This window comes from Methylocapsa palsarum (assembly GCF_900114285.1).
GTDB classification, from domain to species: domain Bacteria; phylum Pseudomonadota; class Alphaproteobacteria; order Rhizobiales; family Beijerinckiaceae; genus Methylocapsa; species Methylocapsa palsarum.
The window spans coordinates 115,093-127,739 of sequence record NZ_FOSN01000006.1 but is presented as its reverse complement, the minus strand read 5'-3'; the positions used below and the strand labels follow the sequence as shown (position 1 = coordinate 127,739).

12 protein-coding genes are annotated in these 12,647 nt (G+C 63.2%); 4 read left to right on the top strand and 8 right to left on the bottom strand.

Annotated elements, in window-relative coordinates; genetic code table 11:
* Positions 1–56: 56 nt before the first annotated feature.
* On the top strand, positions 57–1,904 hold the full coding sequence (gene thiC, locus BM177_RS08630; RefSeq protein ID WP_091681150.1) for a phosphomethylpyrimidine synthase ThiC: 1,848 nt from the start codon (positions 57–59) through the stop codon (positions 1,902–1,904).
* Between the two features lie 25 nt (positions 1,905–1,929).
* Here thiC and BM177_RS08625 read toward each other — a convergent pair whose 3' ends face one another.
* From BM177_RS08625 to BM177_RS08615, 3 genes are all read right to left on the bottom strand, one after another.
* Positions 1,930–2,364, bottom strand: coding sequence for a DUF4260 domain-containing protein (locus tag BM177_RS08625; protein WP_244532215.1), 435 nt, complete (start codon positions 2,362–2,364; stop codon positions 1,930–1,932).
* A 35-nt stretch (positions 2,365–2,399) separates the two neighbouring features.
* A complete protein-coding gene (phbB, locus tag BM177_RS08620; RefSeq protein WP_091681145.1) occupies positions 2,400–3,125 on the bottom strand; it encodes an acetoacetyl-CoA reductase in 726 nt (241 codons plus the stop codon).
* Positions 3,126–3,234: 109 nt separating this feature from the next.
* A complete protein-coding gene (locus BM177_RS08615; protein WP_091681143.1) occupies positions 3,235–4,410 on the bottom strand; it encodes an acetyl-CoA C-acetyltransferase in 1,176 nt (391 codons plus the stop codon).
* Between the two features lie 426 nt (positions 4,411–4,836).
* Between BM177_RS08615 and phaR the strand changes: the two genes are divergently transcribed.
* The gene (gene phaR, locus BM177_RS08610; RefSeq protein ID WP_091681141.1) at positions 4,837–5,445 is read left to right on the top strand and encodes a polyhydroxyalkanoate synthesis repressor PhaR; all 609 of its coding nucleotides are present in this window, start codon (positions 4,837–4,839) and stop codon (positions 5,443–5,445) included.
* A gap of 17 nt (positions 5,446–5,462) precedes the next feature.
* Here the strand turns inward: phaR and BM177_RS08605 are convergent, their stop codons facing one another.
* Positions 5,463–5,903 (bottom strand): cupin domain-containing protein, encoded by a 441-nt coding sequence (locus BM177_RS08605; protein WP_091681139.1) that lies wholly within the window; start codon positions 5,901–5,903, stop codon positions 5,463–5,465.
* Positions 5,904–5,916: 13 nt separating this feature from the next.
* The gene (gene gloB / locus BM177_RS08600; protein WP_091681138.1) at positions 5,917–6,690 is read right to left on the bottom strand and encodes a hydroxyacylglutathione hydrolase; all 774 of its coding nucleotides are present in this window, start codon (positions 6,688–6,690) and stop codon (positions 5,917–5,919) included.
* A 571-nt stretch (positions 6,691–7,261) separates the two neighbouring features.
* Here gloB and BM177_RS08595 point away from each other — a divergent pair.
* Positions 7,262–8,029, top strand: a complete 768-nt coding sequence (locus tag BM177_RS08595) for a class I SAM-dependent methyltransferase (protein WP_091681340.1) — start codon at positions 7,262–7,264, stop codon at positions 8,027–8,029.
* Here BM177_RS08595 and BM177_RS08590 read toward each other — a convergent pair.
* The gene (locus BM177_RS08590; protein ID WP_091681136.1) at positions 8,026–8,721 is read right to left on the bottom strand and encodes an alpha/beta hydrolase; all 696 of its coding nucleotides are present in this window, start codon (positions 8,719–8,721) and stop codon (positions 8,026–8,028) included. The two genes, BM177_RS08595 and BM177_RS08590, sit on opposite strands and share 4 nt — an antisense overlap.
* Before the next feature lie 174 nt (positions 8,722–8,895).
* On the opposite strand from BM177_RS08590, the gene BM177_RS20570 reads away from it, so the two are divergent.
* Positions 8,896–9,261 (top strand): hypothetical protein, encoded by a 366-nt coding sequence (locus BM177_RS20570; protein WP_244532214.1) that lies wholly within the window; start codon positions 8,896–8,898, stop codon positions 9,259–9,261.
* A gap of 3 nt (positions 9,262–9,264) precedes the next feature.
* Here the strand turns inward: BM177_RS20570 and msrB are convergent, their stop codons facing one another.
* Both msrB and gyrB read right to left on the bottom strand, forming a co-directional pair.
* Positions 9,265–9,666 carry a peptide-methionine (R)-S-oxide reductase MsrB gene (msrB, locus tag BM177_RS08580; protein WP_091681133.1) on the bottom strand — a complete coding sequence of 134 codons (402 nt, stop codon included), beginning with the start codon at positions 9,664–9,666 and terminating at the stop codon, positions 9,265–9,267.
* Positions 9,667–9,936: 270 nt separating this feature from the next.
* Positions 9,937–12,402 (bottom strand): DNA topoisomerase (ATP-hydrolyzing) subunit B, encoded by a 2,466-nt coding sequence (gene gyrB / locus BM177_RS08575; RefSeq protein ID WP_091681130.1) that lies wholly within the window; start codon positions 12,400–12,402, stop codon positions 9,937–9,939.
* Between the last annotated feature and the right edge of the window lie 245 nt (positions 12,403–12,647).

The following is a 12,647-nucleotide window of genomic DNA, read 5'->3' as shown; positions in this document are numbered from 1 at the left end:
CCCCATACGCCTGCCCGCCTCTTGCGCCCCCGAAAAACCGGCAGGCGGAGGACCTCATGAACATTCAGGACAAGCCGAACTCGATTTCCCGGCAAACCTCCGCCCCGCAAAGCGTGACCACGGGACCGTTGCCGGGGTCGAAAAAGATCTATGTCCATCCCGAAGGCCGCCCCGGCATCGCCGTGCCCCTGCGCGAGATCGTGCTCGACCCGTCGGCCAACGAGCCGCCGGTGCGCGTCTATGATTCCTCCGGGCCCTATTCCGACGAGGCCGTCCGGATCGACCTCGCCGCCGGGCTCCCCAAACTCCGCGAGCCCTGGATCGTCGCGCGGGCGGGCCTCGACCTCTACCAGGGCCGCCCGGTGCGCCCCGAGGACAATGGCGCCGTCGCGCCCGACCAGCTGGTCCCGCCCTGCCCGGCCAATACGTCGCCGCGCAAGGCCCGTGAAGGCGCGCTCGTCACCCAGTACGAATTCGCCCGCGCCGGGATCATCACGGAGGAAATGATTTATGTCGCCGCTCGGGAAAATCTTGGCCGGGAAGCGATGGTCGAGGGCGCCGAGGCGCGCCTCGCCGACGGGCAGAGTTTCGGCGCGTCCATTCCGGCCTTCATCACGCCTGAGTTCGTGCGCGACGAGATCGCGCGCGGTCGGGCGATCATCCCCGCCAACATCAACCATCTTGAACTGGAGCCGATGATCATCGGCCGCAATTTCCTCATCAAGGTCAACGCCAACATCGGCAATTCGGCGGTGACCTCCTCGGTCGCCGAGGAAGTGGAAAAAATGGTGTGGGCGATCCGCTGGGGCGCCGACACGGTGATGGACCTCTCGACGGGGCGCAACATCCACAACATCCGCGACTGGATCATGCGCAATTCACCGGTCCCGATCGGCACAGTGCCGATCTACCAGGCTCTGGAGAAGGTCGACGGCGACCCGACGAAACTCACCTTCGAGATCTTCCGCGACACGCTGGTCGAACAGGCCGAGCAGGGCGTCGACTATTTCACCATTCACGCCGGGGTGCGGCTCGCTCATGTGCCGCTCACCGCGCGGCGCACCACCGGCATCGTCTCGCGCGGCGGCTCGATCATGGCGCGCTGGTGCCTCGCGCACCACAAGGAGAGCTTTCTCTACGAACGCTTCGACGAGATCTGCGACGTCATGCGCGCCTACGACGTTTCATTTTCGCTGGGCGATGGGTTGCGTCCGGGCTCGATCGCCGACGCCAACGATAGAGCGCAATTCGCCGAACTCGAAACGCTTGGCGAATTGACCAAGATCGCCTGGGCGAAGGGGTGTCAAGTCATGATCGAAGGCCCCGGCCATGTGCCGATGCACAAGATCAAGATCAACATGGAAAAGCAGCTGAAGGAATGCGACGAGGCGCCGTTCTATACGCTGGGACCACTGACGACGGACATCGCGCCCGGCTACGACCACATCACCTCGGGCATCGGCGCGGCGATGATCGGCTGGTTCGGCTGCGCCATGCTCTGCTACGTGACGCCGAAGGAGCATCTCGGCCTGCCAGACCGCGACGACGTCAAGGTCGGCGTCATCACCTACCGCATCGCCGCCCATGCCGGCGATCTCGCGAAGGGCCATCCGGCGGCGCAGCTGCGCGACGACGCCGTCTCGCGCGCGCGGTTCGATTTCCGCTGGCAGGATCAGTTCAACCTCGGCCTCGACCCCGAAACGGCGAAGTTGTTCCACGATGAAACGCTGCCGAAGGACGCGCACAAGACCGCGCATTTCTGCTCGATGTGCGGGCCGCAATTCTGCTCGATGAAAATCACGCAGGACATCCGCGAGGAAGTGCTGGAGATGGCCGGGCGCGACAAGGGAATGGCCGAGAAAAGCGCCGAGTTTCTGGAAAAGGGCGGCCGGCTTTACGTTTGAGAGGGGCGGGGCGGCGCGCGACTTTTTACAACGTCTTCATCTTGTCGCGCGGGCCGATCGCGCCAAGGTGAGTATCGCCAAAGGCCGTCGGATATTTGAGGCCATAACCCAAGGAGCGATCAAATCCGATATGAGCCGCCCAAATGAGGCTTAAGAGCCAGATCGTCGGCCACGCAAAAGCAAGAGCCGCGAGGCCAAGGCCGATAGGCGCGATATAGGTATGGACCGAATTATAGGTGGCGGCTCCGATTCGCGGATCGACGAGATAGCCAGCGAAAGAAAGGTCCGGGGCAAAAAACAACAGCGCGAAGAACGTCCAACTCGCGCCTGCGGCTTTATATGCGAGGGCGGCTGCGGCGAGAACGGCAAGCCCCTCAAGCCGCAGCAAAATGCGGGGCGAGCCTTGAACTTCTCCAGTTTGCCCCGCGCCAAGGGTGTGGGAAACGGGAACGTCCAACACTAACCCTTTCCTTTCTGAGTATTCCAAACGGACGCTCAGATCATATATTGTCCGCCGTTGATGCTCAGCGTCGAACCGGTGATGAAGCCCGATTCCTCGGCGACGAGAAACACCACTGTGCGCGCGACCTCTTCCGGTTCGCCAAGGCGGCGCAGCGGAATCAGCGGAAGCACGGACTTCTCAAGCACCTCTTTCGGCACCGCCTTGACCATATCGGTGGCGATATAGCCGGGGCAGACCGCGTTCACCGTGATGCCCTTGCCGGCGTTTTCTTGGGCAAGCGACTTCGTGAAGCCGATATCGCCGGCCTTCGACGACGTGTAATTGGTCTGGCCCATCTGGCCCTTTTGACCGTTGATCGAAGAAATGTTGACGATCCGGCCAAAGCCGCGCTCGCGCATTCCCTCGATCACCGGACGGGTCATGTTGAACAGCGAGTTCAGATTGGTGTTGATGACGTCGTACCATTGGTCCGGGGTCATCTTGTGGAACATCGTGTCGCGCGTGATGCCCGCGTTGTTGATCAGGATGTCGATGGGGCCACGATCCTCGGCGACCTTTTTCAGGCCTTCGGCGCATTCCTTGTAGTTCGAGACATCCCATTTGTAGACCGGGACGCCCGTTTCAGCCTTGAACTTGGCTGCAGCCTCGTCATTGCCCGCGTAAGTCGCGGCGACAACATACCCCGCCGCCTTCAAGGCCTTGCTGATGGCGGCGCCGATCCCGCGCGAACCACCGCTCACTACCGCTACCCGAGCCATTTTCCCCACCCTTCAATTATTTTCGGAGGCCCTTGAGGCGCCCCAAACGAATCTTCCCAGGCGCCGCCTCGAACGGCGACGCCTTGACCTGAGCGGCCGATGCTGCGCGTCAGCGTTCGACCGTCATGGCGATTCCCATTCCGCCACCAATACACAGCGTAGCCAAGCCTTTTTTCGCGCCCCGACGCTGCATTTCATACAAAAGGGTCGTGAAAACGCGGGCGCCGGACGCCCCGATCGGATGTCCGATGGCGATCGCGCCGCCGTTGACGTTCACGATCGCCGGATCCCAGCCCATGTCCTTGTTGACGGCGAGGGCCTGCGCGGCGAAGGCCTCATTGGCCTCGACGAGGTCGAGATCCTTTGGCTTCCATCCGGCCTTTTCCAGCGCTTTGCGCGCGGCCGGAATCGGACCCGTGCCCATGACGGCGGGATCGACGCCGGCCGTGGCCCAGGAAACGATGCGGGCGAGCGGGGTCAGGCCGCGCGCCTCGGCGTCCTTGGCGCTCATCAGCACGACGGCGGCGGCGCCGTCATTGATGCCGGAGGCGTTGCCGGCGGTGACCGTGCCCTCCTTCGAGAACGCAGGCCTCAGCTTGGCCAGCGCGTCGAGCGTGGCGCCAATCCGGATATATTCGTCCGCATCCACGACAACGTCGCCTTTCTTGCCGGCGATGACGAATGGGACGATTTCTTCCTTGAATTTGCCGCCCTTCTGCGCCGCCTCGGCTTTGTTTTGTGAAGCAAGGGCGAAATTGTCCTGCTCTTCGCGGCTGAGTTGCCATTTCGTTGCGACGTTTTCGGCGGTCTGGCCCATGTGATAATTATTGAAGACGTCGGTCAGACCGTCGCTCAGCATGGTGTCGATGAATTTGACGTCGCCCATCTTGACGCCGGCGCGCAGAAAGGCCGCGTGTTTCGACTGCGACATGCTTTCCTGGCCGCCCGCGACGACGACCGTGGCGTCGCCATTGGCGATCTGCTGGAGGCCGACGGCGACCGCGCGCAGGCCCGAACCACAAATCTGGTTCAGACCCCATGCCGTCTTGTCATGGGGAATTCCGGCCTTCATCGCCGCCTGGCGCGCCGGGTTTTGCCCCAGTCCCGCGGTGAGGACCTGGCCGAGAATGACTTCATCCACGTCCGACGGATCGACCTTGGCGCGCTCGAGGGCCGCCTTGATCGCGGCCGCGCCAAGCTCGACCGCGGGGATAGAAGCGAAGGCTCCGTTGAAAGAGCCGACCGCCGTACGCGCCGCGCTGACGACCACCACATCACTTGACATCGAAAACCTCCTTGGGTTCGGCCTTGGCACGGGCTTCCCCCGGCTCTAAGACGATAGTGTTTAGCATATGGCGAAGGCCGCCCGCGACCCCTCGCCGACCATTGAGACGACGCGACGGCCATAAACAGCGGCCGAAGAGAAATTGGCAACCGGTTTTCGCTTCGAGATAAATACGCTTATTGTGACGGATACGATTATTGTGAAGGGAGAGCCCTGCGATTGCGCGATCCGGCGGAAGGTTATGGACGATCTACAATTCGTCATGAATTTCAAAACGTCGGGTACCAGGAAGCGAGCGGCGTCAAATCCGCCTCGTCCCAACCTCGGCGCGCCTCGTACGCTTAAGCTTTCTGGTCTGCGGACCTCGAAAATCAGGCCCGGCGGCCAACAGGCTTCCGAAAGAATTTCACAAGACGGGTATCGACCATGGCAAAAGAAAACAATCCCATCACAATAAAAAAATACGCGAACCGTCGGCTCTACAATACGGGCACGAGCGCCTACGTCACGCTTGAGGATCTCGCCACCATGGTCAAGAAGGGCGAGGATTTCGTCGTCTTCGACGCCAAGAGCGGAGACGAAATCACGCATTCGGTCTTGACGCAGATCATCTTCGAGCAGGAGAGCAAGGTCGGGCAGAGTCTTTTGCCGATCACGTTCCTGCGGCAGATGATCCGCTTTTACGGCGACAGCATGCAGATGCTCGTGCCGAGCTACCTTGAATTCACCATCGAGAAGCTGACCAGCGACCAGGCGAAGTTCCGCGACAAGGTCGCCGGCGGCTTTGGAGCTCCTCTGGCCGGACCGGTTTTCGGCCCCATCGAGGAGCAGACCCGCAAAAACCTCGCCTTGTTCAATCAGGCGCTGGCGATGTTCACCCCGTTCACGCCTCCCGGCGCGACATCCGAAAAGTCGCCCGAGGAGTCGCACGAGGAGCCGTCCGCCGGGTCCGCCGCCAAGACCGATCTCGAAGGGATGAAGCAGCAGCTGCAGGAATTGCAGAAAAAGATCGAAGGGCTGGCCTCGAAGGACTGACGCCCGCTGCGGCGGGCCTAGCCGGGGCTCCAGCCCGGGGGAGCAAGTTCAAACCCGGCGAATTCGAATCCGGGAGCGACGCCGCATCCCGCCAGGGTCCACGCGCCGGCGCTGCGGGCGCTCTGCCACCATCCCGCCGGAACGACGGCCTGCGGGCGCTCGCCGTTGAAAAGATCCGCGCCCAAACGATGCTCGACGGTCTTCCCTCCATCGGCGGCGGCGCCAAGAATCAGAGGCGCGCCCGCGTAAAAATGCCAGACTTCCACCGCGTCAACCCGATGCCAATGGGAAGACTGGCGCGCTTCAAGCAAAAAGTAGATCAGGGTCGAGGCTGATCGCCCGGACGGCGCCAGCGCGCGATCGCGGAACGTCTCCCGATAGAATCCGCCTTCGGGATGCGGCAGCAAGCCGAGGCATTCGATAATTTCCGCGGCGCTCCGGCCGTTCACGCTGTCCATGCCCTGCGCCGCCTCACGCCCTGTTCTTGCGCTCGCGCAGTTCGGCGAACACTGCGGTTGGATCGCCCCCCCTCATCCCGACGGCGGCTTTGACGCTGGGATCATCCGCGCGCAGGAACGGATTGGTGGCGAGTTCGAGGGTGATCGTCGTCGGCAGGGTAAACTTTCCCGCCTTCCGGAGCGCCGCGACCTTTTCGGCCCTCTCCGTCAGGAGAGCATTGTTGGGATCGACGGTCAAAGCGAAGCGGGCGTTGGCGAGCGTGTATTCGTGTCCGCAATACACCTGGGTTTCCCCGGGAAGCCTCGCAAGCTTCATCAGCGAATGAAACAGCACCGCGGGCGGCTCCTCGAAGCCGCGCCCGCACCCCATGGCGAACAGGGTGTCGCCGGCGAAAAGGAGATCATCCTGAAGGAACCAATAGGCGACATGACCCGAAGTATGGCCGGGAACGTCGATGACCTTGCCGCCAAGGCTGCCGATATCGACCCTGTCCCCTTCGCCGACGCCGGCGTCGAGGCCGCCGGGGATCTTCGCCGCCTCTTTCGCCGGGCCCGTCACGCGCGCCTTGGGAAACGCGGCCTTCAGTCCGGCGACGCCCTGGACGTGATCCTGATGATGGTGGGTGATCAGGATGTCGGTCAGCTCCCAGCCGCGGCCGGCGAGAGCGGCGAGGATCGGGGCTGCGTCCGGCGCGTCGATCGCCGCGGTCGCCCGCGTGCGGGGATCATGCAGAAGCACGCCGAAATTGTCGCTGAGGCAAAGAAATTGATGGATCTGCGCCGACATGGCTTTGCGTTCCGTTGAAATGCTTCTGGCCCGGGCCGGACGAACCGCCCGATCGGACCGTCCGCAAAGGGCCGTTCAAAAGGGATGCGACTCATCCTTGGGGCGGGACCACTAGAGCGCTTTCCAATCGCATGCAATCATGCGATCGATCAGAAATCGCTCCAGAGTCAAAGATTTGAGCATATTCTTGTCGATTGGATTGATTCAATCCGATCGGAATATGCTCTAGCGCTTTCCGATCGCATGCAATCATGCGATCGATCAGAAATCGCTCCAGATTCAAGGGTTTGAGCATATTCTTGTCGATTGGATTGATTCAATCCGATCGGAATATGCTCTAGGGGGTCAGGCAAGGAAGGTCAATTGCGCAAGGCCCGTCGGCGCGCCCGCTTCGCTGAAACCCAGGGGATCGCGGTCGGCGAGAAGCCCGCCGCGCCGAAGTCGCGGCAGTTTCAAAAGATCCCCCGCCCGGTTGTCGAAAAAGAGACTTTATTTTCGGCTTCGGGGAGAGGATCATTATTCACTTCGACCCGGAGAGCGGGTCGCCGGCGATCGAACCACGAAGAGATCCATGCCCGTCGACATCGTCGATCTTCGATCCTTCTACCGTTCTCCCCTCGGAGACATCGCCCGGAGGTTCATCGTCCGGGTGGTGCGTTCGCGCTTTTCGAACTGCACCGGCTATTCGATTCTCGGCGTTGGCTACGCGACGCCCTACCTTGGCGTTTTCCGCGACGAGGCCGTCCGCGTTCTCGCCTTCATGCCGTCGGAACAAGGCGTCGTGAACTGGCCTTCGTCCGGACATTCCGCCTCGGCCCTTGTCGAAGTGACCAGAATGCCGTTGCCCGATTCCTCGATCGATCGCGTGATCGTCGTCCACGCGCTCGAGATTTCGGAACATCCCCATGACCTGCTTTCCGAAATCTGGCGCATTCTGACGCCGGGCGGCCGCGTGATCGTCGTGACGCCCAACCGTTCGGGATTGTGGGCCCGTCTCGACAGCACCCCGTTCGGACACGGCCAGCCCTATTCGCTCGGGCAATTGCGCGATCTCATGCGCGAGGCGCTGTTTTCGCCGACCCAATGGGCGGAAGCGCTTTATGTTCCGCCATTCCGCAGCCGCACCTTGCTGCACTCGGCCGCCGCCGTGGAGGCGATCGGCGCCTATTTTTCACTTCCAGGCGCCGGCGTTCTGATTGTCGAGGCGACGAAGCAGCTCTATCGTCCCGTCGGCGTCCGCAAGGCCGCGCGGCAGGTCGCGCCGCAATTCCAACCCGCGCTGGCGCCCGAAGCGATCGGAGCGTCGTGCAGCAGCGAGCGCGACCGCTTCGAACCCTAGAGGCGCACCTTGGCGTCGCCGCCGAGCCTGACGCCGAAACATTGCGCGAGAAACAGGCCGCCGTGCATCAGACCGGCCGGATCGATCCCATGGCCAAGGCCGGGGGAGAGGTGCCATTGACAGGGAATCCCGCCTTTCGCCAGATCCTCCGCCGACACGAACAAGGCTTCGGGTTCGATGATCTCGTCCTGATTTCCGTGGATCAGCAGCACTGGAGGAGCCTTGGCGCCCGCCTGCGCCGCCGTTGCTTCGTGGAGATGTTCGGGCCCGACGAGTTCGCCGGAATAACCGAGGATCCCGGCGACGCCTCGCGGGCGCCGCAACCCGGAATGGAGCGCCATCATCGCGCCCTGGCTGAAGCCGACCAGAACGAGATGCTGGTCGTCGAGTCCGAGCCGCCCCAGTTCCGCGTCGAGAAACGCGTTGAGACCCGGAGCCGCCTTGTTGACCCCGATCCAGCGTTCGTTGGGATCGCGCAGGGTCAGCGGGAACCATTGCCGCCCGCCCGGAGCCTGGCCGCATGGTTCAGGCGCATGCGGCGACGCGAACGCCGCGTCGGGCAGGAACGCCTGCCATTGTTTGCCGATGGCGATGAGATCGTTCCCGTCGGCGCCATAGCCATGAAGGAAGACCACGAGTTGCTTCGCCGCGCGCGATTTCGCCGCGATGCGCGGACCATCGATCATTGCCATGCGCCGTCCATGAATCGTCTGTGAATCGTCCGGGAGGATGCCCCCGCCGGAAACCGGCGGGTCTTGCCGTCGAGCCTCAATCAGTAGAGCATTTGCGACCGGAGCGGAACCGCTTCTCCGCCTGCAAATTAGGTTAAATTCCGCTATGCTGTGCTGCGCTCCGGGAGGAAGCTCATGGCGTTCAAATTCCCGTTTACCGGCCTCGTCAGCCGGGTTAATGCTCGTTTCCGGAGGGTGCGCGGGGAGGATCCCGGCGCCGCGGAAAGGCCGCCGGCTCAGGCGCCCCGCCCTTCCAGGCCGCGAACGGGCTCGAAAGGCTCAGGCATGTACATCATCGCCCGCAACATCAAGGGCCCCCGCCTGCAATGCGAGGCCCTGATGGTGGACAAGAAGACCTTCACGCCCTGGCCGCCAGTGACCGAGGACGGCTGGCGCCGGGCCTATAAATTCCGCGACCGGCTGATGGCCGAGGTCGTGCGGATGGAGGCCGATCCGATGGGCGAAGAGCTGAAGGTGATCGAGGCGGTGTATATCCGGTAAGCTTCAGTCCGGGAGGAAATTCATCGCGATTCCGTTGATGCAATAGCGCAGGCCGGTCGGCGGAGGGCCGTCCGGGAAGACGTGGCCGAGGTGGCTGCCGCAGCGGCTGCAATGGACCTCGGTGCGGCGCATGCCGTGGCTGGCATCCTCCGACGCCTCGACCGCACCCTCGATCGGATCGTTGAAGCTCGGCCAGCCGGTGCCGCTCTCGAATTTTTGTCGCGCGGCGAACAGGGGCTGGTCGCAGCCGGCGCAGACGAAGGTTCCGGCGCGCTTTTCATGATTGAGCGCGCAGCTGCCGGGCGCCTCGGTGCCATGCCCGCGCATGACGAAATATTGCTCCGGCGTCAGGCGCTCGCGCCATTCGGATTCGGTGCGGGTGACGGGGAAGGTTTTCGTTTGCATAATCTGCCCTAAAATCCCAATCCGCCATACATCCCATGGCGGCGAGTGTGACGAGCGGATCGTCCCTGTCAAGGACGCGAGCTACGCTCGCGCCGGCGAAGCCGGTGCTCCGCATCCTTGACAGGGACGACTCCGCCTCGCCGAGAATGCCGGCCGTGAGATGATTGGAGCAATCCGGCGTCGGTCGGGACTTTCGTAGCGCGATGCATCCTTCGAGACGCCATTTCTCATGAAATGGCTCTTCAGGATGAGGGTGCCAACGAAATTTTTTCACACATCCAGATTGGCGACGCTCAGCGCGTTTTCCTGAATGAACTCGCGGCGCGGCTCGACCACATCACCCATCAGCTTCACGAAAATATCGTCCGCCTCGTCGCCTTCCTTGATCTTGACCTGCAACAGCGAACGCGCGTCGCGGTCGAGCGTCGTCTCCCACAATTGGTCCGGGTTCATTTCGCCAAGGCCCTTGTAGCGCTGCATCTGGGAAATGCCCTTTTGCCCGGCCGCCATGACGACATCGAGCAATTCGCCCGGCCCGGAGGCCTGTTTCTCCTCGCCCCGCCGGGCGAGCATGGCGGGGGCCGCGAAAATATCGTGCAGCGGGCTCGCGTGTTCGTTGAGGCGGCGCGCCTCCGCCGAGGCGAGAAGCCCGGCGTCGAGGCTTGAGGCCTGCCGCACGCCGCGGATCTCGCGCGAAAACACATAGCCGCCGTTCTCGACGCGGCCCTGCCAGCCGCGCTCCATGTCCTCGGCGAGCGCGTCGAGCCGCTCCGCGATCGTCGCGGCGAAACCTTCGGCCTCGGCCTCGTTCTCGAGCGTAACCGGCTTCAAGGCTCCGGCGATGGCCGCCTGTTCGACCACGGCGCGATGGTAGCGCGAGTGCAGGTTGTTCAGCAGCTGCCGGACGGTCCGCGCCTCCTCGACGATGGCGCGCAGATCCGCTCCGGCCCGCTCGACTCCGCTGGCGAGGCGCAGCACCGCGCCGTCGAGGCCGTTGCCGATGAGGTAATCCTCCCGGGCGCGCTCGTCCTTGAGATATTGCTCCGAGCCGCCGCGCTTCACCTTGTAGAGCGGCGGCTGCGCGATATAGAGATGGCCGCGCTCGATCAATTCGCGCATCTGCCGGAAGAAGAATGTCAGCAACAGCGTGCGGATATGCGAGCCGTCGACGTCGGCGTCCGTCATGATGATGATCTTGTGGTAGCGCAGCTTGTCGGGATTGAAATCATCGCGCCCGATGCCGGTGCCGAGCGCGGTGATGAGCGTGCCGATCTCCTGACTCGACAGCATCTTGTCGAACCGCGCCCGCTCGACGTTGAGGATCTTGCCGCGCAGCGGCAACACCGCCTGATATTCGCGATTGCGGCCCTGTTTGGCGGAGCCGCCGGCCGAATCGCCCTCGACCAGAAAAAGCTCGGCCTTGGCCGGGTCGCGCTCTTGGCAATCGGCGAGCTTGCCCGGCAGGTTGGCGACGTCGAGCGCGCCCTTGCGCCGGGTCAGTTCACGCGCCTTGCGCGCCGCCTCGCGCGCCTGCGCCGCCTCGACAACCTTGCCGACGACGGTGCGCGCGTCCTGAGGATGCTCCTCGAACCAGGAGCCGAGCATTTCGTTGACGAGACCCTCGACCACCGGGCGCACCTCGGAGGAGACGAGCTTTTCCTTGGTCTGCGAGGAGAACTTCGGGTCCGGAACCTTGACCGAGAGGACGCAGGTCAGCCCCTCGCGGCAATCGTCGCCGGTGAGATCGACCTTCTCCCGTTTGGTGAGGCCGGAGCGCTCGGAATAGCCGGTCACCTGCCGCGTCAGCCCCGCGCGAAGGCCCGCGAGATGGGTGCCGCCGTCGCGCTGCGGGATGTTGTTGGTGAAGGCGAGGACATGCTCATGGTACGAATCGTTCCACCAGAGCGCGACCTCGACGGTGATGGCGTCGCGCTCGCCCCTGATCAGGATCGGCTTGGCGATCAGCGGCGACTTGGCCCTGTCGAGGAAGCGGACGAACGCCTCCAGCCCGCCCTCATAATAAAGCTCCTCGGTCTTTGTTTCCGCCCCCCGCGCGTCGGTCAATTCGATGCGCACGCCCGAATTCAGGAACGCGAGTTCGCGCAGGCGGTGTTCGATGGTGGAATAATCGTAATCGACCATCGTGAAGGTCTCGGGCGAGGCCATGAAGGTGACCTCAGTGCCCCGTTTGGGCTTGCCGTCGACGAGGGGCGCCGGCCCGGCGACCTCGAGCGGCGCGGCCGCGTCGCCATTCGTGAACGACAGCACATGTTCCTTGCCGTCGCGCCAGATGCGCAGGCGCAGCCAGGTCGAAAGGGCGTTGACGACGGAGACGCCGACGCCGTGCAGGCCGCCGGAAACCTTGTAGGAGTTCTGATCGAACTTTCCGCCGGCGTGGAGCTGGGTCATGATGACCTCGGCCGCCGACACCCCCTCCTCGGAATGGATGTCGGTCGGAATGCCGCGCCCGTCGTCGGTGACGGTGACGGAGCCGTCCGGGTTGAGGGTCACAGTGACCCGCGTCGCATGGCCCGCAAGCGCCTCGTCGATGGCGTTGTCGACGACCTCATAGACCATATGATGCAGGCCGGAACCGTCGTCGGTGTCGCCGATATACATGCCGGGCCGCTTGCGAACGGCGTCGAGGCCGCGCAGCACCTTGATGGAATCTGCGCCGTAATAGCCTTCGGTTCCGGCGTTTTGAGCGACCGGGGACGCGGCGGCGGGTTCGGCCATGGGATCAGCAAACTTTCAAGTTGAAGAAGAATATTTCAATCGTGTGGTTCTTATAGCGGAAGCCCGTCGCAGAATCATGTTTTTTAATAGATTCCCGCGCTTTGGACGGCGCGTTCTCAGGTCTTTCCACATCCCGTCGCCTTTCACGTCTGACGGCGGCGCGAATTTCTCCCGAAAACCCGGCTTTCCGGCTGATTCTAGGTGGTTTTCCGGCCGCGTGGGGGTCAGCGAGGTTCCTTGCGTTC